General features: G+C 38.3%; 20 protein-coding genes. 8 read left to right on the forward strand and 12 right to left on the reverse strand.

All coding sequences use genetic code 11. The features are described from left to right. The first annotated feature begins 248 nt into the window (after positions 1-248). The 4 genes from IQ31_RS16495 to IQ31_RS16510 all read left to right on the forward strand — a co-directional run bounded on the left by IQ31_RS16495 (position 249) and on the right by IQ31_RS16510 (position 3,024). Positions 249-701 (forward strand): SRPBCC domain-containing protein, encoded by a 453-nt coding sequence (locus IQ31_RS16495; protein ID WP_115046812.1) that lies wholly within the window; start codon positions 249-251, stop codon positions 699-701. Between the two features lie 108 nt (positions 702-809). Beyond that, complete coding sequence (locus IQ31_RS16500) at positions 810-1,238, forward strand: DUF1801 domain-containing protein (protein ID WP_088162799.1); 429 nt, start codon at positions 810-812, stop codon at positions 1,236-1,238. A gap of 8 nt (positions 1,239-1,246) precedes the next feature. Next, a complete protein-coding gene (locus tag IQ31_RS27675) occupies positions 1,247-2,176 on the forward strand; it encodes a DUF1801 domain-containing protein (protein WP_145328720.1) in 930 nt (309 codons plus the stop codon). A 23-nt stretch (positions 2,177-2,199) separates the two neighbouring features. Next, positions 2,200-3,024 carry a VOC family protein gene (locus tag IQ31_RS16510; protein WP_115046808.1) on the forward strand — a complete coding sequence of 275 codons (825 nt, stop codon included), beginning with the start codon at positions 2,200-2,202 and terminating at the stop codon, positions 3,022-3,024. 75 nt (positions 3,025-3,099) lie between these two features. On the opposite strand, the gene IQ31_RS16515 is transcribed toward IQ31_RS16510, so the two are convergent. Continuing rightward, positions 3,100-3,519, reverse strand: coding sequence for a SufE family protein (locus IQ31_RS16515; RefSeq protein ID WP_075994020.1), 420 nt, complete (start codon positions 3,517-3,519; stop codon positions 3,100-3,102). Between the two features lie 12 nt (positions 3,520-3,531). After that, positions 3,532-4,755 carry a cysteine desulfurase gene (locus IQ31_RS16520; protein ID WP_115046806.1) on the reverse strand — a complete coding sequence of 408 codons (1,224 nt, stop codon included), beginning with the start codon at positions 4,753-4,755 and terminating at the stop codon, positions 3,532-3,534. A 190-nt stretch (positions 4,756-4,945) separates the two neighbouring features. Between IQ31_RS16520 and IQ31_RS16525 the strand changes: the two genes are divergently transcribed. After that, positions 4,946-5,938: an acyl-ACP desaturase gene (locus IQ31_RS16525; RefSeq protein ID WP_075994021.1), complete on the forward strand. Its 993-nt coding sequence runs from the start codon at positions 4,946-4,948 to the stop codon at positions 5,936-5,938. A 78-nt stretch (positions 5,939-6,016) separates the two neighbouring features. On the opposite strand, the gene IQ31_RS16530 is transcribed toward IQ31_RS16525, so the two are convergent. From IQ31_RS16530 to IQ31_RS16565, 8 genes are all read right to left on the reverse strand, one after another. Continuing rightward, a complete protein-coding gene (locus IQ31_RS16530; RefSeq protein WP_145328722.1) occupies positions 6,017-7,546 on the reverse strand; it encodes a peptide MFS transporter in 1,530 nt (509 codons plus the stop codon). A gap of 54 nt (positions 7,547-7,600) precedes the next feature. After that, on the reverse strand, positions 7,601-9,373 hold the full coding sequence (locus IQ31_RS16535) for a peptide MFS transporter (protein WP_088162803.1): 1,773 nt from the start codon (positions 9,371-9,373) through the stop codon (positions 7,601-7,603). 137 nt (positions 9,374-9,510) lie between these two features. Next, on the reverse strand, positions 9,511-9,840 hold the full coding sequence (locus IQ31_RS16540) for a helix-turn-helix domain-containing protein (protein ID WP_046671770.1): 330 nt from the start codon (positions 9,838-9,840) through the stop codon (positions 9,511-9,513). A gap of 66 nt (positions 9,841-9,906) precedes the next feature. Beyond that, the gene (locus IQ31_RS16545; protein ID WP_088162804.1) at positions 9,907-11,277 is read right to left on the reverse strand and encodes a Mur ligase domain-containing protein; all 1,371 of its coding nucleotides are present in this window, start codon (positions 11,275-11,277) and stop codon (positions 9,907-9,909) included. A 7-nt stretch (positions 11,278-11,284) separates the two neighbouring features. Further along, positions 11,285-12,124 (reverse strand): 50S ribosomal protein L11 methyltransferase, encoded by an 840-nt coding sequence (prmA, locus tag IQ31_RS16550; RefSeq protein ID WP_088162805.1) that lies wholly within the window; start codon positions 12,122-12,124, stop codon positions 11,285-11,287. A gap of 9 nt (positions 12,125-12,133) precedes the next feature. Then, positions 12,134-12,901 (reverse strand): triose-phosphate isomerase, encoded by a 768-nt coding sequence (tpiA, locus tag IQ31_RS16555; RefSeq protein WP_088162806.1) that lies wholly within the window; start codon positions 12,899-12,901, stop codon positions 12,134-12,136. Positions 12,902-12,912: 11 nt separating this feature from the next. Then, entirely contained in the window at positions 12,913-14,079 is a 1,167-nt protein-coding gene (locus IQ31_RS16560; RefSeq protein WP_145328724.1) for a putative sugar nucleotidyl transferase, read from the reverse strand. Between the two features lie 78 nt (positions 14,080-14,157). Then, complete coding sequence (locus IQ31_RS16565; protein ID WP_046671774.1) at positions 14,158-14,406, reverse strand: type B 50S ribosomal protein L31; 249 nt, start codon at positions 14,404-14,406, stop codon at positions 14,158-14,160. A 226-nt stretch (positions 14,407-14,632) separates the two neighbouring features. Between IQ31_RS16565 and IQ31_RS16570 the strand changes: the two genes are divergently transcribed. Continuing rightward, positions 14,633-14,971, forward strand: coding sequence for a DUF2853 family protein (locus IQ31_RS16570; protein ID WP_088162808.1), 339 nt, complete (start codon positions 14,633-14,635; stop codon positions 14,969-14,971). 23 nt (positions 14,972-14,994) lie between these two features. On the opposite strand, the gene IQ31_RS16575 is transcribed toward IQ31_RS16570, so the two are convergent. Both IQ31_RS16575 and IQ31_RS16580 read right to left on the reverse strand, forming a co-directional pair. Then, on the reverse strand, positions 14,995-15,639 hold the full coding sequence (locus tag IQ31_RS16575) for a carbohydrate-binding family 9-like protein (protein WP_145328726.1): 645 nt from the start codon (positions 15,637-15,639) through the stop codon (positions 14,995-14,997). 80 nt (positions 15,640-15,719) lie between these two features. Further along, the gene (locus IQ31_RS16580; protein ID WP_088162810.1) at positions 15,720-16,826 is read right to left on the reverse strand and encodes a phosphotransferase enzyme family protein; all 1,107 of its coding nucleotides are present in this window, start codon (positions 16,824-16,826) and stop codon (positions 15,720-15,722) included. Positions 16,827-17,056: 230 nt separating this feature from the next. On the opposite strand from IQ31_RS16580, the gene IQ31_RS16585 reads away from it, so the two are divergent. Next, positions 17,057-18,403 carry a Gfo/Idh/MocA family protein gene (locus IQ31_RS16585; RefSeq protein WP_075994028.1) on the forward strand — a complete coding sequence of 449 codons (1,347 nt, stop codon included), beginning with the start codon at positions 17,057-17,059 and terminating at the stop codon, positions 18,401-18,403. A 144-nt stretch (positions 18,404-18,547) separates the two neighbouring features. Then, positions 18,548-19,840: a hemolysin family protein gene (locus IQ31_RS16590; protein ID WP_145328728.1), complete on the forward strand. Its 1,293-nt coding sequence runs from the start codon at positions 18,548-18,550 to the stop codon at positions 19,838-19,840. Positions 19,841-19,899: the final 59 nt, after the last annotated feature.

Genomic DNA, 19,899 nt, shown 5'->3' on the forward strand with positions numbered 1-19,899 from the left:
TAATCTAAAACTACATTTTATAAGTGTACAATTCGTTCGTTTTAGGGGAAATATTGATCCGAGTCCCAAAAAAGAAAACCTATTCTTTAATAGGATGTTTATATCGTATATACATCTTAAAATAAATAAACAGTGATCTAAGCAATAGATTGCTCCATGGTCACCAAAAGATCTTTTAAATATTTTTAACATAATCAGATACAAGCTATCTGTATTTATTGAATATTTGTCTAAAACTTTAAATTAATATGGAAAAACTAACCGCCAAAGCCAGCATCCAAATTCAGAGACCAATCAACGAAGTTTTTGAGGCTATTGTAGATCCTAATAGAATGAATCACTATTTTATAAAATCTTCAACTGGACGTCTAGAGACAGATAAAACGGTAGAATGGACATTTCCAGAATTTCCCGACAGTTTTCCCGTGACAGGAAAAACCATCAGCCCCAATTCTTATATCTCTTTTGACTGGAGCGGGGGACTTCCCAATCAACTGGTAGAAATCACACTATCCACATTCGGAGAAAGCGCGACGGTCATAAAGATTACAGAACACGAAATGAACAACGATGCAGATGGAATTCTGATTATGATGCGACAAACAGAAGGTTGGGCCAACTTTTTAGCGTGTATGAAAGCCTATCTAGAATACGATATCAATCTGAGAACTGGAGCTTTCGATTTTATGTTCCAAAAATAGTGCTATCTAAAAATAGCTGCTCATCGAATTACTTCAAACACAATATATTCAATTAAAGATATTCAATTAAAGTTATCCGAATATCCGGCAAAAGACTTCAACTAATACATGGCAAAAAATAAAACGGCATATACCGAAGCATCTGTCCAAGACTTTATAAAAACAGTTGACGACCCACAAAAACAAATCGATAGTGCAACACTGATACAACTTATGGAAACCACAACGGGTGAGCCGGCTAAAATGTACGGACCAACTATCATCGGATTTGGAAACTATCATTATACCTATGCAAGTGGGCATGAAGGCTATGCTCCTTTGATCGGATTTAGTCCCCGAAAATCAGCAATCTCCCTTTATGTATTTACCGGTGCCGATGAGCACCGACATTTGGTCGATCAGCTAGGGAAATTCAAAATAGGCAAAGCTTGCATATACATCAAGAAATTAAGCGACATCAATATAGAGATACTCCATCAGCTTATGTCCGAAACGATACAGTTTATTGAGAATAAGTATACGAGAATCAAAGAATAGCACAAATTATGGCAACGAGCATCGCAACAATAGACGAATATATCAATCAATTTGAAGAGGAAAAAAAAGAATATCTGATCAAGGTGAGACAGCTTATTGCTGGCCTAGTCCCTCCTTCTGCAGATGAAACGATCTCCTATCAAATGCCGACCTTCAGATACAAGGGTAATATCATCCATTTTGCGATGAACAAAAACCATTTGGGCCTCTATCCAGGACCAGCTGCTATTGCGCACTTCGCTACAGAACTCAAAAATTTTAAAACCACAAAAGGTGCGATACAAATCCCTTTAGATCAACCGATTCCAATACCAATAATTACCGATATTGTCAATTTTAATATTGATAAGCTTAAAGACAAACAAGGCCCTAATTGGTACCAAAGCCGAGGGAACTGGCAGGAGGCCGAAGAACTCATGCAGCAAATCATCCTGCGAACTTCCTTAAAAAAGGAATTCAAATGGGGGAGTTACATCTATACTCATAAAGGAAAAAATGTCATCGGTTGGGGCGGCTTTAAAAATTTCTTTTCCCTTTGGTTTTATAATGGTGTATTCTTAGCCGATCCGGATAAACATCTCATCAGTGCCTCCGAAGGAAAAACGAAAGCATTACGACAATGGCGCTTTGAAAACGTTATGGATATGGATGTCGAAAAAATAGCCGCCTATATCCAAGAATCCATCCAAACCATTGACGAGGGAAAAGAGCTCAAACCAACGAAATCTCCAACGAAGCCCCCCACTGGTCTATTATTAGAAGCGCTACAGGCAGATCCGACCTTCGAGGAAAGTTTCCGGGCTTTAACACCAGGAAAACAGAAAGAATACATCGAGTACATCGATGAGGCCAAGCAAGAAAAAACGAAACAATCCCGTCTTGAAAAAATTAAGCCGTTGGTCCTCGCTAAAAAGGGCTTAAACGACAAATACAAATAGGTGAATGCTAAAACAAAAAGAAAATGATGAATAATTCAATTATCCCATCCATTTGGTTCGATCAAAACGCGCAGGAAGCTTTTGATCTTTACTGTCGCATCTTCCCCGAAAGCCATATTAGTAATAGCTCTCCCATCGTTATTGAAGCTGTCCTAAACGGTGTAAAATTTATTGGAATAAATGGAGGTCCCATATTCAAACCCAACCCCTCCATATCATTTATGGCCATTTGCGAAAGCAAAGAGGAAATTGATCGTATCTGGAATTCACTTTCTGTGGGCGGCAATACCTTAATGCCACTAAACTCCTACCCTTGGAGCCCTTACTACGGCTGGCTGGCCGACAAGTTTGGTGTCAATTGGCAATTATACCTCGGTAAACTAAGCGACACCAACCAACAGGCAATTGTACCAACCTTAATGTATTGCGGAGAGCAACAGGGAAATTGTGAACAGGCTTTAGCATTTTATGCAGAATTATTTCATGATTTTCGAAGCAATGGGATCATGAAATACACAGCAGGTGAATATATCGGATCAATCCAACATACCCAATTTTTAGTCCGGGATTTTACGCTCATGGCAATGGATAGCGGAGTTCCTCAAACTTTCACGTTTAACGAAGGTATTTCACTCACCATCCTCTGTAAAGATCAGCAGGAAATTGATTATTTCTGGAATAATATCACGAAAAAAGGTAAAGAGAGCATGTGTGGCTGGTGTAAAGACGAATTCGGCGTAAGCTGGCAGATCGTACCCGAACAAATTGCAACATTACTACAGCGACCGGAGGCGAATGAAGCGCTCATGAAAATGAAAAAAATCATTATCGAGGAGCTCATAGGATAATTTCAAGAGGAACCTCAAGCTGAGGATAAGAGCTATGTAAAATAGTATTAAGAAAAGGGGATAAATAATCCCCTTTTAAGCTTTCACTTGCAAGGCCAATGCGTACAATTTCATCTGTTTAATCATGGATAGCAAGCCATTTGCCCTTGTCGGTGACAAATGTTCTTTTAACCCTATTTTATCTACAAAATATAAATCGGCATCAACGATCTCCTTGGCGCTATGTCCAGATAGCACTTTGACCATTAAGCTCACCAAGCCTTTTGTGATAATCGCATCGCTATCTGCCGTAAAATACACTTTTCCATCTTTTATTTCCGGGAAAAGCCATACTTTGGACTGACATCCTTTGATGATATATTCATCTGTTTTGTATTGTTCATCAATTAGAGGCACTTCTTTTCCCAGCTGGATGATGTACTCATATTTTTCCATCCAATCCGTAAAGAAAGCAAAATCCTCAATTAATTCATCCTGTATTTCATTAATGGTCATACCTATTTTTTATTAAACCAACATATTGACCGCGCGTTGGATACCAGCGACCAAAATATCTATTTCCTCTTTTGTATTATATACGGCTAAAGAAGCACGAATAGTTCCCGGGATGCCAAACCTATCCATGACAGGTTGGGCACAATGGTGGCCTGTACGCACAGCGATTCCTAATTTATCCAAGATCACACCAACGTCATAAGGATGCGTGCCGTCGATTACAAATGAAATAACGGAACATTTCTTCTCGGCCGTTCCAAAAAACCGCATACCTGGAATTTCAGCCAACTTCTCCGTAGCGTACTGCAACAAATCGTGCTCGTAGGCCTCGATATTTTCCAGACCTATTGAATTGATATAATCGATAGCCTCGTTCAGACAGATACCGGCCTCAATATTGGGCGTACCCGCCTCAAATTTAAAGGGCAGTTCGTTATAGGTCGTTTTTTCAAAAGTAACCTCTTTAATCATATCTCCACCACCTTGATAAGGCGGCATCGCGTTCAATAAGTCCTCTTTACCGTATAACACCCCAACTCCAGTAGGGCCGTACATTTTATGCCCGGAGAATACCAGAAAATCTACATCAAGCTTTTGAACATCAATCTGTATATGTTGAACCGCTTGTGCAGCATCAACTAATACAACTGCACCATGTCGGTGAGCAATTGAAATCATCTCGCTCACAGGATTGATTGTCCCGAGGGAGTTTGAAACATAGGTTACAGCAACTAATTTGGTTTTCTCATTAAACAAATTGCTATAGGCATCCATATCGAGCTCACCTTTATCATTCATCGGAATAACCCGAATTTTACAGCCCTTTTCATCACAAAGCATCTGCCAAGGCACAATATTAGAATGGTGTTCCATCGCTGAGATAATAATCTCATCACCTTCGTGGATAAAAGCTCTGCCATAACAAGTTGCAATCAGATTTATTCCATCTGTTGTTCCTTTGGTGATAATGATTTCCTTATCTTCAGCAGCATTGATGAAAGCCTGAACTTTTTTCCGAGTCACCTCAAAAGCGTCCGTCGATATCTGACTAAGATAATGTACGCCCCGATGCACATTACTATTCATATCTGTATAATAATGTACAATCGAATTGATAACAGAACTCGGCTTCTGTGTTGTCGCGCCGTTATCCAAATAAACCAATGGTTTACCATTGACCTCTCTCTTCAGAATCGGAAAATCGGCACGTATTTTATCTATATTAAATTTTTCCAACGTCGTCTAAATAATTTATACAAAGTTAATAGTATTTTATCGAATACAGGCTGACCAATCTGTTTTTTATGTCATTATCAATGTCGGTTTTCCAAGGTATCCTCAGCCAAAAAAGTAATTTTTGGCATTTTAAACAATTATAGTTCGCTTTTATAATTTATTGATGCTATTTAGTTACCTTTGTAATGATATGCAAGAATTACCTCTAAATTTACCAGAAGGCTCACGTAAAGAAGTGATGGCCTATTTGGAACCGTTCATGCTCAATGAGATGAGCGAATACCTGAAGCCTGTTGAAGACATGTGGCAACCTGCCGATTTTCTTCCAGATTCTTCCAGGGACACTTTTTTTGAGGAAGTAAAAGAGTTGCAGGAAAGTGCAAAAGAACTCTCTTATGATTTAGTCGCAGTATTAGTTGGTGACACCATCACCGAAGAGGCCCTTCCAACGTACGAATCATGGTTGACCATGGTAGAAGATGTTGACAAAAACGAACAGGGTGGATGGATGAAATGGGTACGCGCTTGGACAGCTGAAGAAAACCGCCACGGTGACCTGTTGAACAAATACCTTTATTTGTCAGGCAGAATAGACATGCGCCAATTTGAAATGTCTACACAATATCTTATTCAAGACGGTTTTGATATCGGTACTGGTGCAGACCCTTACCGGAATTTTATTTATACTTCATTTCAGGAATTGGCAACCAACGTTTCCCACCGTCGTGTATCTGGGCTTTCTAAAAAAAGCGGAGATAAACTTTTGGCAAAAATGTGTGGTGTCATCGCATCTGATGAAGCACGCCATGCCAAAGCCTATATGTCTTTTATTTCAAAAGCAATCACAGTAGACCCGAGTGAAGTCATGATTGCATTTGAGGATATGATGCGTAAAAAAATCGTTATGCCAGCCCAGTTCTTAAGAGAAGCAGGCGAGCCCCAAGGAGAAGCATTTGCACATTTCTCGGACGCGGCCCAACGATTGGGAGTATATACTGCTTTGGACTACGTGGATATCTTGAAAGAGCTGAATAGTGAGTGGAAAATAGATCAAGTTACTGGCCTGAATGATAAAGGTGAGAAAGCGAGAGATTATCTACTAAAACTACCCGATCGTTTGGCTAGACTGGCTGATCGGATGAAGGTTCCAGAAAAAGATTATAAATTCAAATGGATTTATTGATATAAAAAAAGCTTGATTATTAAATCAAGCTTTTTTTATATTGAAAGAATAACTTTACTGTGTCAAAATTATTACCGCTTATTTCACGTTACCCATCAATTTACGCACAACAGGCGACAAGGCTATAAGCACCACACCAGCAATCAAAGAATATAAGCCTAATTGTTTATAACTCTCTGTATAAGTCACCAGTTTATCCGCCAATGAACTTTCTTCCTTAGCTTCGGCCATACTAGCACCGATCAAACCTGCTACATACTGACCGTAAGCACTCGCCAAGAACCACATTCCCATCATGATACCTTGCAATCTCGCCGGAGACAATTTCGTCATAATGGAAAGACCAATTGGTGATAGACAAAGCTCCCCAACGGTAATAACAAGCAGCGCAAGGGTAAAGACATCCAATGAGGTCATACCATCGTGAGCGAATAAACGCGTAGCAAATAGAACATAATAACCTAATCCCAAGAAAACAAAACCAAGACCAAACTTAATAATGGTATTTGGCTCAAGTTTACGCTTGCCCAGCCAAATCCAAAAAAGGCCAAAAAGAGGTGCTAATGCAATAATAAATAACGCTCCACCTGAATTGTTAACACCATTTGGATCGAGCGTCATAACGCCCAATAAAGAATCATTCAAATGCTTAGCAGCAAAGATGCTTAAGGAACCGCCACTTTGCTCATATATTCCCCAAAAGATAATCGAGAAAAGAATAAACACCAGGGCAGCAATTAATTTCTTCCGCTCTTCAGCAGTCACTTTAGACATTTCATAGAAAAGATACAACAGCGTCAATGGGCCAATTGTGTACATAAAATAGTCTGTATACTGCGTTTTTGACACCATGATCTGAATAATAGGGATAAAAATCAACGTGGCAATATATACAGCATATTCTACCCATTTTGGTAATGCCTTCGTCTTTACTATGGCCTCAGGATCCCCTGGTTGAAGTCCTATTGGTCCTAAATGCCTTTTGGTAAAGTGAAAATTCACTAAACTAACCAACATTCCTACCGCCGCCAAGCCAAAAGCAACATTCCAACGATGTCCCTCAGAAATAATTGACGTCAGCATATATCCTTTACCGATCGCAACACAGATATATCCGCCTAAGAATGCACCTAAATTTATTCCCGCATAAAACAACGAAAAACCACCATCACGACGAACATCACCTTTTTTATACAGCTCGCCTACCATCGTCGATATGTTGGGTTTAAAAAAACCGGTACCTATTATGATAAATGATAAACCAAAAAAGAAATACTTATGCGGATCTGCAGCAAGAAATAAGCTCCCTACGATCATCAATAAGCCACCCCAAAATAAAGATTTTCTAAAACCAAGAATTTTGTCTGCAAACAGCCCACCTATGAATGTAAACGCATAAACAAATGCCTGTGTCGCTCCATATTGTAAATTGGCATCCTTTTCAGCAAAGTTTAATTGTGTGATCATAAAGAACACCAACATACCGCGCATACCATAGAAACAGAATCTTTCCCACATCTCGGAAAAAAACAAACTCCAGATTTGCTTTGGGTACTTTCCGTCAAAATTTTGAATCTCTTCTAGCGATTCCCTTGTACTAACCTCCATACTAATTTATATTAATCAAAAAAGCTTCTTTCGTAAAAGAAGCTTATATATTTGTTATTTAATTCCGTGCATCAATCGTTTAATCAATGGATTAAACAGCATTACTAACAGGCCTGCTAAGGCAGGAATTGCTGTAAATAAGAAGAAGAAGTAACTCAAGGAGTGTTCCTCTTGAATGGTCTCCACTTGTCCCCCCAATACCGCTGCAACCTTCTGTGCAATAGCAATCGCCAAATACCAGATTCCAAACATAAATGCGAGCATGCGAGCCGGCACCAATTTCGATACATAAGAGAGGCCTACAGGTGAAATAAATAATTCACCCAATGTATGGAACAAATAGGTCAGCACCAAAAATACCATCGAGATTTTAGCACCCTGGCTTATTCCTATTGATCCTAATCCAATAATGAAAAATCCTATCGCAACCAAAATCAGACCAAAGCCATATTTAAAGGCTGCTGATGGATTATACTTCGACTCCCAAATTTTGGATACCGAAGAGGCAAGTGCAATAATAAAAAATGAGTTTAAGATAGAGAACCAAGAAACTTTGATTTCTGATGCTTCTTTATTGAACTCATTGTACAACATCCAGATTACTGCTCCCCAAATCAACCCAAAACAGATAAATAATACGATATTTGAAATGGCAATTTTGTTCCAGGTTACTTTTGCCAATTTAATCAGAACCCAAGAAATAATCGAAAGCGGTACAATCGTCAATAAACCATTTACCACATTAAAGGTTGTTAATGCAGCACCAGTAAGTGATCTGTCAATATTATCTCTAGCCACAAGAACTAATGAAGTTGCCCCCTGCTCAAAGCTCATAAAAAAGAAGACCAAGAAAAAAGCCAACAGCACAACTGCGAACATCCGATCCCTTACAACCTTATCATAACGCATAATCCGTGTAACAATAAGATATATGAAAAGAATCAACGCCACAATGACCATTATATACTGCCCTCTTAGAAATGGCGTATCCAAACGAGAAAATACATCAACAATACCATTCTTCGATAAAGGGTCATTAAAAGCGTATACAAAACCAATAATAGAAACTATCGCGATCAATACATAATCCCGTATGGTAAATGGATTCCTTGTATCCGTATCCTCAGCGATAACTTTATGCTCCCCAGAGGTGGACTTATTTAAAACACCAAGATTTCCCATGAGTGGTTTTGCAAAAACAAACTGCAGTGTTCCCAAAAGCATAAAGATACCAGCCAAACCGAATCCCCAATGCCAGCCATAAGTTTCGGCAATATATCCACATAGCATCATACCAAAGAAAGCGCCGGCATTGACCCCCATATAAAATATGGTATAAGCGCCGTCCTTTTTTTCTGGCAGATCTTTATACATCTCACCTAAGATAGATGGCATGTTAGGCTTGAAGAAACCCGTTCCGATAACTAGACACACTAAACCAAGGAAAAACATAATCGAAGTATCAAAGGCCATGGCAGCATGGCCAAGCGTCATAATCGCCGAACCGATGATCACAGCTTTACGTGATCCAATATATTTATCCGCTATAATCCCTCCTATAATAGGAGTTAAATAGAGCATCATGGCATAGGTACCATAAAGTGCTCCAGCTTGTTGTGCAGTCCAGGACCATCCCGAGAAAGGACTACCTTGAATAACTGCAGCAGTTAAAAACTGCATTAAGAGTACACGCATCCCGTAGAACGAAAAACGTTCCCACATTTCAGTAAAGAAAAGGACAAAGAGCCCTGAACGCTGTCCCAATACATTTGACTTAAAAAAATCAGTCGACGGGCTAGTCGTAATATCCCCGTTTAATCTCCCCATAAATAATCAACCTTTATTTTTTTGATAAAATACTTACAAAGAAACAAAAACAAAATCACTTTTGACCAAAATAAAGTTGCATAAACAAAAAAAGGCAACCCTTTGGATTGCCTTTTCGGTAACAATTTTAATATGCCTTATCTTTTGTGCAATTGCTCATAAAGATCAATAACCTTTTTCTGCAATTCAATTACTTCGCTATCGCGTTGTTGTAATTTTTGCGTCAAAGCATTCACCTCATTTACATACTCTTTGTCTTCTTCAGAATCAGAAGTAGATAAAAGTTGAACAACTGTCAAATTGAATAATTTTGAGATTTGATTCAGGCGAGACAAATTCACATCTGTAATCCCTGTTTCAATTTTAGAAAATGCTGGGATTGAGATATCCAATCGTTTTGCAACATCCTCTTGACTCCACCCCTTTTGGTGTCTAAGTAATCTGATTTTTTTTCCTAATGCATTCATCTGGTAGATATTTTAAACAAAAATAATAAATTACAATTTAATTTACATTAAATTATAATTTTTTCTCTAAAAATCTCTAAAAAACCGATCAGCCAGCACGGACAAATTAACCCCATTATAATTATTTAAACTCATAAGAAGTAAATTGTAGCCCTTTGATTTGACACCATCTAAAAATGAATAGAGTCCGTCTAAACTTACAACAACCTCTAAATCAGGATTATTAAAATTATCCTTAATATTATTTGGGACACTTTCGATATCTTTATTAAGTTCTTTACAAGAATTTATATTCACGTAGACCACAGATACATCCGACTCTTTCATCGAGTTTGCATATTGTAACAAAAAGGAAGAATCTAAACTATCATACGAGTTTAATTCGATAATTGTGACCAATTTCTGATTAGGAAATTGCTCTTTCACGGCGTGAATACTTGACTTCACTTTATCCGCATTACAAGCATAATCCTGATAAACTACCGATCCTTCCGAGCTTGCAACAAACTCCAAATAACGAATCGAAGTATTAAAACTTTTTATAGCCTCAAAGAACTCTTTCTTTTTGATCCCCAACCATTCGCAGATCGTATAGGCTCCAGCAATATTAGATAGGTTGTGCTTACCAAACACTTGCAAAGGAACATCTCCATCCGGTGTATTGATATAGGTTACCCCCTTATTAATTGTATAATCAGGAATCTTATAGCCATGTCTATTGATCTTACAATCTTTCGTATCTTGGAGAACCTTCTGTAACACAACATCTTCCTTATTATAAATTAAGGTACCTTTTGGCGGAATTGAGTCAATAAAATCTTCAAATTGTTTAATATATTCCTCTTGTGATATTTTCGAGTTAAACTCATTCCATACAATACCCGAAATTAAGGCTATATTCGGTTTATAATACAAAAACTTAGACTTCGGATCAATCTTGGATGAAACATATTCATCTCCTTCGATAATAATAATCTTATTATGCTTAGTAATATCGACCAACTTATCAAAGCCTCTTAATTGAGCCCCTACCAAATAGTCAAATTCTTTTCCTAGAAATCGCATAACATGCATCACCATGCTCGTTATGGTCGTCTTACCGTAACTTCCAGCAATAACCACCCGGATTTTATCCTGCGAAAGCTCTTGTATAAATTCTGGAAAAGAATAAATTTTAAGACCTAATTCCTGCGCCCGCCTTAATTCAGGATTATCTACCTGGGCATGAGCACCCAAGATCACAGCATCAATATCCTCCGTAACTTTTTCCTCAAACCAGCCCAATTGATTAGGAAGCAAGCCTGCTTCAATCAAATGAGAACGGGAAGGTTCTACGATCTGATCGTCAGAACCTGTCACTTGATGCCCTTGTTTTGCCAATGAAATAGCAAGGTTATGCATCACACTACCACCTATTGCTATAAAATGAATCCGCATAGCTAAATTATCGCTTCACAAACTTGGCTGCACACCAATTATTTAAAACTTTATTGGAGATAAACTCAAAACCTAATGACGTCGCCGCATCGCTTAAGATTGCTAAATCTTCCTGCTCATAGAAACCACTTAGGTACAGCTCACCCCCTGTACGAATGCTCGATGCATACTGAGGTAATTGTTCTAAAAGAATGTTACGATTAATATTTGCCAAAATCACATCAAAGCCCCGACCTGTTAACACTTCATAAGATCCACAGAGCGTCTCAATATGCTCAACATGATTGAGCACTCTATTTTCGATCACACTTTCGACACATATTTCATCATAATCCACAGCCAACACAGTATTCGCACGTTTTTTTGATGCCAAAATGGCTAGAATCCCTGTACCGCAGCCCATGTCTAAAACCTGCTTGCCATTAAAATCATTCTCCAAGATATACTGAAGCATCATCGAAGTTGTTTGATGATGGCCAGTGCCAAAAGACATCTTCGGATCTATAATGATTTCATAGGGAAACTCAGGTTTTGCCTCATGAAAAGTTGCACGCACATAGCATTGCCCCCCCACCTCAATTGGGTTGAAATTACTTTCCCACAATTTATTCCAATTCTGGTTTTCTATTTCCTGTATCTTATAATCGACCTCTAGGCCTTCATAAGGTTGAAGCATCAAAGTTTCTAATGCTTGCAAGTCAAGATTTGCAGCTGAAATATAAGCTGCAAATCCAGATTCGGTATCCTCAAAAGTATCAAAGCCAATATCAGCCAAATCAGATATCAACAAATCCTTCTGCCATTCTTCACCTGATCGCATTTGAAAGATAACCTCTACGTATTTCATTTCTAAAAATTAGCCGTTAAATACTTTAGCGATATCAATAAAATCTCTCGATTTTAAAGAAGCCCCTCCTATCAAACCACCATCAATGTCGGCTTGAGCAAACAAATCTTTTGCATTACCTGGATTACAAGACCCTCCATATAGAATACTTGTATTATCAGCAATCTCGTGACCATATTGATCAGCTAGCACCTCGCGGATAAATTTATGAACCTCCTGTGCTTGCTCTGGGCTAGCTGTCAAGCCAGTACCAATTGCCCAAACTGGTTCATATGCCAATACTACAGATGCAAAAGCTTCTTTAGACAAGTGGAACAATCCATCTGTCAATTGTGTTTTGATCACATCAAAGAAAGCCCCAGATTCGCGTTCTTCTCTTGTTTCTCCAATACAGAATATTGGTGTTAAATCATGTTTTAATGCAATATCCACTTTAGATGCCAACAATGCATCAGTCTCACCAAAATAAGCACGTCTTTCAGAGTGCCCCAAAATAACATGTGAAGCACCTACTGATTTCACTTGTGAAGCCGAAATCTCACCTGTATAGGCTCCGGACTCAGCTTGGTGAATATTCTGTGCACCGATATTTACATTTGCAACATTTTTCGACAATTGCCCAAGGCTTGACAAATGAATAAATGGGCTACAAACAACCAATTCTTGGTTTCCAATCACTTCATCTTTGGCCATATTGATAATTTCAGAAAACAAGCTCAATCCTGATTGATAGTCTAAATTCATTTTCCAATTACCAGCTACGATTTTTTTACGCATGATTTTACGATTTAATTATATTTTTTGTTAAGTTGATTCAATTTATCTTTAATCTGCTCCGTGAGCTCTTCCCCTTTTGACGCATACAGCGTCTCCAAATATGCCATAAACTTATCAAATTCATAAGTTTGCACACCTCCGTCGAACACCCAAGCAAATGACGGTACAAATTTAGCATAAAAACTTGTATCTGCTAGCATGCTTGCAATTCCAATTACCGTCCCTGTATTTAAAGCCGAATTGATACCAAGGCGTGTATAGTCTCCAATAAAGGCCCCGCATTTTAACAGACCTGTATCCCGAACACCATCCAATGCATAATCGTAAATTGAAACGGTCTTTAAGTTATTCTTCAAATTGGAGTTAGAGGTACCAGCCCCTAAGTTACACCAATCCCCTATCACTGAACACCCTAGATAACCATGATGCCCCTTGGCCGAAAAATCACCAATGACCGAATTTCCGATCTCTCCCCCAATGACACTCTGCTTGCCTATCGAAACATTGCCATAAATCGTGGCGCCCATTTTCACAACGGCACCCTTACCAAGGTATAATGGACCACGCAAATGCGCTCCCTCCATAATTGTAACATCTTCATCGATATATATGGGGCCTTGTAGAGTATTGATCGTAGCACATTCCACGCTAACACGAGCGCCTACATAAAGGTCATTTCCTAACAATTGATTCGTCACAGCTATACTGGACGACTGAACATCTTGTACCAGAAGATTGAAATCACGTGTTATTTCAGCTCCTGTAAGCAAAAACAGATCTTCTACCCCCTTTAGTAGATCCACTGACGTATCAATCTCTTGTACACGATAAGAGCCCATACGCGCATAACAACAAGCGATAACGTATCCGCGCTGTACAAGAACCTCTCCTACACCCAAGCGCTGTATAGCCTGCAATAATACTACTGACGGGATAACGTTCTCAGACAACCAAATAATCCCCTCCTCGTTCGAATGAGCGGCAATATAGTGTACATCAAATGCTAAAGCTAATTTTAGCCATTTCTCCCGTAAAGTCAGTATACCAACCCGAAGGTCCAAGCAAGATTTCACGAAAGTAAATGGATAAAGACTCTTTCTATCAAAAGTAGTTAATGGGGAGCTAAGCTTATCCAACAATTGGATCGAATCAAAGCAATCTGTAAAGAAGATTTTCACAAATTAAAAATAACAAAAAAAACTCGACAAATTATATTTATCGAGTTCTTAATATTGTAATATACAGATCTGCTACAATTATTTTTTGTTGTAACGGTTACGGAATTTGTCGATACGACCAGCAGTATCAACCAATTTCATTTTACCTGTATAGAAAGGGTGTGATGTATGAGAGATCTCTAGTTTTACAACTGGATACTCATTACCATCTTCCCATGTGATAGTTTCTTTAGTATCAACACAAGATTTTGTAATAAAAGCATAGTCATTTGACATATCTTTAAATACAACTAATCTGTAATTTGAAGGATGCAAATCTTTTTTCATTATTATTATGATTACGTATATTCAATTATTGAGGTGCAAAGATAACTTATAAAAATGTAACTTACAACAATTACGAAGAATAATTAGTTGAAATTTTCCACATTTTAGTTAACAGCACTTATCAAGGGTACAAATGTAACAATCTTTATCCTAACCCAAAGAATAATTTTGTTTATCGACTTTTTTACCTAACTTAACTAACTACAATTAAATCACTTACATAATTATGAGCAAATTAGATGAAAAAATTGCTGCATATGTTGCAGAATCAAAAAAGCTAGGCTTATCATTAGATGAAGCATTTATTGCAAAAGTAACAAAAGGAATAGGACCTTCCATTTACAATGCAGACTCCGAAACCGTCGCTGCATCAGATCCCGAAGAACTGAACCGTGTCAAACAAAATTTTTTGATCAAAAAATTAGGTCTAAAAGATGGGCCCGATTTAGACAAGGCACTAGAGGAAGTGATTACCGCTATTGGCAAATCCAATAAAAATAAATACCGTGTATTAGTATATGCTTTATTGGCAAAGAAATTCAAAAAAGAATCTGTTTACCAATAAGCATCAACTTTTTTACTCAACTCCTAACCAAAGACCATTTCTCCAAAAAACTCGGGGAGATGGAAGTTAGGAGTTGGGTTTTCTATTTTATTCCAAGATATAAAATGTGGTTGTTTGAGATGATCACCACATTTATAAAAATTCCCATGTATCAGTTTACCCTTCAGCTCTACAAGATCGTCAAACTGAAATACAGCAAATGGAATTACCTCAATCATACTCCATCTCTTATCTGAACCATTACGCTCAATTAAAGAGTAAGTACGCACCTGTTCTATCGTTGTACTATCCAACCGATTTCGACTCGCCTTTTCGGCAGGGCCATAACCGATCAAGCCCGTTCCAATTAGATTAAATTCAAGGTTATAATAATGTTTGCGTCCATCAAATGAAATAAAGAACTCCACACAACTATCTTCCCATACATTTTGATTTGTATCGGAATAATTACCCCGAAGTTGTTCTTCGACGACATCGTACTGCAACACTAGATACTCCCGGGTGTAGCCAATCTTAAATTGTACCTCAGGTTTATACGGGAAAGATTCGCTCCAATTATTAAACTCCAAAGAATGCGATTCAAGATTGCTCAAGAGCTTCGACAAAGTATGATAATCTAGTGTATTGGCCAGCTCCGCTGCGATAGGCAAAATGGTTAGTTTTTTCATTCGAATATTTTTTTATACAGAAAAAAGAAGCTTCATCTACGCGATGGAAGCTTCTCAATATGATTAAAGGTATAAAATTGTTAAATGCAATCAAAAACTACCTTCCGCATAAATGCTTCATTCTTTTCCATCTCTTCAACCAATTTCAGTTGCGTATTTGTACGCACCAGATTATGGTCCTCATATTTAGTCTTGTAGTAATGATCTCCTTCCAAATAGTCCGTTAAGAAACGTACTCCTTGCATATATGGCAATAAGAAGGCTCCATCTACTAATGTTTCTTTCTCCAAAGTTGTCAAGAAGTCATTAGCTTCCTCCAAATAACCTTCGGCATATGCCTTATATAAAGCAAGATTTAGCAGAATTTTCGAAACATCCTTCTCATCCTCGGCAACGGGGTTAATAATCGTCCGAATAGCATCCCCAAAGTCATATGCCACATAGCCCGGCATGACGGTATCTAAATCGATGACACATTGCATCTTATCGTGGCGATCTAAGAGCACATTATTAAACTTTGTATCATTATGTGTAATACGCAGCGGAAGCTCACCCTTACTACCAAGTTCAAGAATGGTTTTCATTCGATCTTCACGACTAAAGATAAAATCCAATTTGTCTTTCACCGACGCTACGCGTTGACAGACATCTTTAGCGATTGCTTTTCGAAGATTTTCGAGTCTAAACTCTATATTATGAAAGTTAGGAAGTACCTCAACGATCGATGAAGCATCTAAATCCGAGAGCTGCTTTTGAAACAAACCAAAAGCGCGACCACCCTCAGCTGCCTGTACCTCAGTCTCTACAATATCATAGCTTTTAGTATCCTCTATGAGGATAAACATGCGCCAATAATTATCCTGACTATCTTTTATATATAATTTCCCATCTTTTGTAGGAACAATTGTCAATACATGATCGCTGATTCTTTTTCCTTCAGCGACTTTAACTTTCTTACTAAGATGCTTGGTGACAATCTCAATATTATGCATTAATCCATCCACGTTCGGAAAAACATGGTGGTTAATACGTTGTAATAAATGCGATATACCGCTATCTACAGTAGTAACTACACGATAAGTATCATTGATATGACCAGAACCAAACGGTTGCACTGAAATGATATCTCCTTCTAATGTGAATTGTTTTGCTGCGCTCTCTACTACTAATTGGTTAAAATCAGACATTAAACTATGTTTTTTAAATCATCAATGTGCTTGCAATATCACAAATTGAATTAATAAATGATAATTTTTATTTCAATCAAACGTTTGCATGAAATTTAATAAAATTAAGCAAACGTTTGCACTTTCATTTATCCCAAATGAAATAATATATTTGTTAATAGTAGCCAGTCTTAAGGACTGTTTTCAAACAAGTAAATAACTAATATACAAACTCCTTATATCTCAAAACAATGGATAGAAGAAATTTCATAAAATCGACTGCCATCACTACAGCTGGAATCGGTGTCCTTTCAAGTACAGAATTATTTGCTCAAACAAATGGGAAAATAAAAATCGGTTTTATTGGCGTAGGCCTTAGAGGACGTAATCACGTTCAAATTGCCCTAAACAGAGATGATCTAGAAATTGTGGCTGTCTGTGACACCCAGGAAGAATCTCTAGCACAATGCCGTAAACAATTCAATGCAAAAGGCACCAAACTTCCAAAAGAGTATACTGGTGGAGTTGATGCTTACAAAAAGATGTTAAGCAATGAAAAATTAGATGCTGTCATTATTGCAACGCCTTGGCAATTCCACAAAAACCAAGCTATTGACGCAATGAAAGCTGGTCTATACGTGGGTTGCGAGGTTATTGCAGGTTTAACGCTACAAGATCACTGGGATATTGTGAAAGCATCCGAAGAAACTGGAAAACCTTACATGACCCTAGAAAATGTTGCATTCCGTCGTGATGTACTTGCTGTATTGAATATGCACAGACAAGGACTATTTGGTGAATTGTTGCACCTGGAAGGCGGTTATCAACACGATTTACGCGAGGTATTATTCAATGACGGAAAAGCCTATTATGGCCATGGCGTTGAATATGGTCCGAAAGCAATTTCTGAGGCACAATGGCGTACACAGTTCAATATCGACCAAGATGGTGATCTATACCCTACACACGGTTTAGGTCCAATTATGCAATTTGCAGATATCAACAAGGGGAACAGATTCACTCATATCACTTCGTACTCAAGTAAAGCCCGTGGATTGGCAGCCTATGTCAATAAAGTTTCCCCGGGACATCCTAACGGTAAGATCAATTACAAAAATGGTGATATCACTCAAACGATGTTACAATGTGCGAATGGAGAAACCATGTTATTAACGCATGATACACACTTACCAAGACCTTACTCTATCGGTTTCCGCGTACAGGGAACAGACGGTATTTGGATGGATGTTGCCAAAGGTATTCACATCGAGGGTAAATCCAAACCACACACTTGGGATTCTGCAGACGAATGGGTAAAGAAATACGATCACCCAATTTGGCAAAAATATGAGGAGGTAGCAAACGGTTCTGGCCATGGTGGCATGGACTGGTTTGTATTCAATGCGTTCATTCAAGCTGTAAAACAAAAAGTACAGACTCCAATTGACGTGTATGATTCAGTAACCATGAGCGCTGTATTCCCATTATCTACCGAGTCTATTGCAAAAGGAAATAAAACGTTGGAATTCCCTGATTTCACAAAAGGAAAATGGAAAACCAAGAAAAATACCTTTATGTTAGATGACAGTGGAATGTAATTGAAAAAACACGCTTATTATCATAAAAGCCGTATTGAAAGATATACGGCTTTTTTTATGAATGCCTGACATAATCATAATAATCCTACTATTTGGCCGGTCTTTTCCGTAAATTAGCCTAGCAAACAACTTTTTCAACTCATTATGCTTACCGAAGCAATTATTATTTTAGTCCTGATTATTCTAAACGGAATACTGTCGGCATCAGAAATATCCATCGTGTCCAGCAGAAAGGCAAGGCTACAGGCTGAAAGCGATAAAAACAATGCCGCTGCAAAAATAGCGCTAAACCTAAAAGAATCGCCCAACAGCTTTCTATCCACTGTACAAATAGGCATTACCCTTATTGGCATCTTAACCGGATTCTTTTCTGGCGGCAGTATTTCATCTTACCTGGTAGAGATCTTTAATAAATCTAGTATCATAGCCCCCTATAGCGAACAGCTCGCCGTCATCATTGTCGTCTTTATCATCACCTACTTTTCGTTGGTGCTTGGTGAACTGGTCCCCAAACGTATCGGTATGGCTATTCCGGAGAAGTACGCCATGCTGATTGCTTACCCGATGAACCTGCTTAGCAAAATCGTTCGGCCATTTGTATGGCTACTCAGTATGTCGACGGAGTTTATTGTCAAAATACTCAATATCAAGAGCAGCGGCAATAGTGTCACAGAAGAAGAAATTAAGACATTAGTAGACGAAGGTGTTGACAGTGGCGTCATCGAAGGTATTGAGCACGATATCGTCGACCGTTTGTTGAGTTTAGGGGACAAAAAAGCGGTCAACCTAATGACTCACCGCAAAAACATTGTTTTTTTGGATCTGGAAGATTCCTTTGAAGAAAACAGAAAGATCATTTTGGACAACGATCATTCCATCTACCCAGTTTGTGAAGGTGGTCTCGACAATATCAAAGGTGTTGTTCATGTAAAATCATTACTCCGTCAATGCCTCCAGAACGAAGCATTTGATCTCAGAACACTTATGTTACCGATCAAGTTTGTTAACGAATTCAGTTCATCGTATAGCATTATGAATACCTTGCGTACCTCCAGTATCCATCAAGCGGTTGTCATTGATGAGTATGGGTCACCACAGGGAATTATTACCTTACGGGATATCGTTGGCGATTTGGTTGGCAACATCACAGAAAGTGACCTAAGTGCCCGTCCGACAATACGTCAATTGGAAAACGGCGATTATGTTGTCGACGGACAATATCAGATCGAGGACCTTTTGGATGAATTTGAAATCGGTCTTTCTGAAGAAGATGAAGATGAGATCAGCAATGTAACCACCGTAGGAGGCCTCGTGTTCCTAAGATTAGATCACGTACCCGAAGAAGGTGAACGCGTGCGATTTAAAAACCTAATTTTTGAGGTGCTCGATATGGATGGACACCGCATCGATAAACTGCTTTTAAAAGTAGAAGAATAAAAGCGAGATAAAAAGCAGAGGGTTGATCAGTGTAATGATCAACCCTCCGCTTTTTATAT

Source organism: Sphingobacterium siyangense (genome assembly GCF_007830445.1).
In the GTDB taxonomy this organism is placed as follows: Bacteria; Bacteroidota; Bacteroidia; order Sphingobacteriales; family Sphingobacteriaceae; genus Sphingobacterium; species Sphingobacterium siyangense.

Excerpts from the sequence above, each read along its gene's own strand:
- IQ31_RS16575 (WP_145328726.1), bottom strand. The coding sequence starts at position 15,639 with ATGAAAAAACTAACCATTTTGCCTATCGCAGCGGAGCTGGCCAATACA.
- IQ31_RS16535 (WP_088162803.1), bottom strand. The coding sequence starts at position 9,373 with ATGGGGAGATTAAACGGGGATATTACGACTAGCCCGTCGACTGATTTT.
- IQ31_RS16585 (WP_075994028.1), top strand. The coding sequence starts at position 17,057 with ATGGATAGAAGAAATTTCATAAAATCGACTGCCATCACTACAGCTGGA.
- tpiA (WP_088162806.1), bottom strand. The coding sequence starts at position 12,901 with ATGCGTAAAAAAATCGTAGCTGGTAATTGGAAAATGAATTTAGACTAT.
- IQ31_RS16510 (WP_115046808.1), top strand. The coding sequence starts at position 2,200 with ATGATGAATAATTCAATTATCCCATCCATTTGGTTCGATCAAAACGCG.
- IQ31_RS16580 (WP_088162810.1), bottom strand. The coding sequence starts at position 16,826 with ATGTCTGATTTTAACCAATTAGTAGTAGAGAGCGCAGCAAAACAATTC.
- IQ31_RS16525 (WP_075994021.1), top strand. The coding sequence starts at position 4,946 with ATGCAAGAATTACCTCTAAATTTACCAGAAGGCTCACGTAAAGAAGTG.
- IQ31_RS16590 (WP_145328728.1), top strand. The coding sequence starts at position 18,548 with ATGCTTACCGAAGCAATTATTATTTTAGTCCTGATTATTCTAAACGGA.
- IQ31_RS16495 (WP_115046812.1), top strand. The coding sequence starts at position 249 with ATGGAAAAACTAACCGCCAAAGCCAGCATCCAAATTCAGAGACCAATC.
- IQ31_RS16545 (WP_088162804.1), bottom strand. The coding sequence starts at position 11,277 with ATGCGGATTCATTTTATAGCAATAGGTGGTAGTGTGATGCATAACCTT.
- IQ31_RS16565 (WP_046671774.1), bottom strand. The coding sequence starts at position 14,406 with ATGAAAAAAGATTTGCATCCTTCAAATTACAGATTAGTTGTATTTAAA.
- IQ31_RS27675 (WP_145328720.1), top strand. The coding sequence starts at position 1,247 with ATGGCAACGAGCATCGCAACAATAGACGAATATATCAATCAATTTGAA.
- IQ31_RS16515 (WP_075994020.1), bottom strand. The coding sequence starts at position 3,519 with ATGACCATTAATGAAATACAGGATGAATTAATTGAGGATTTTGCTTTC.
- prmA (WP_088162805.1), bottom strand. The coding sequence starts at position 12,124 with ATGAAATACGTAGAGGTTATCTTTCAAATGCGATCAGGTGAAGAATGG.
- IQ31_RS16540 (WP_046671770.1), bottom strand. The coding sequence starts at position 9,840 with ATGAATGCATTAGGAAAAAAAATCAGATTACTTAGACACCAAAAGGGG.
- IQ31_RS16530 (WP_145328722.1), bottom strand. The coding sequence starts at position 7,546 with ATGGAGGTTAGTACAAGGGAATCGCTAGAAGAGATTCAAAATTTTGAC.
- IQ31_RS16500 (WP_088162799.1), top strand. The coding sequence starts at position 810 with ATGGCAAAAAATAAAACGGCATATACCGAAGCATCTGTCCAAGACTTT.
- IQ31_RS16570 (WP_088162808.1), top strand. The coding sequence starts at position 14,633 with ATGAGCAAATTAGATGAAAAAATTGCTGCATATGTTGCAGAATCAAAA.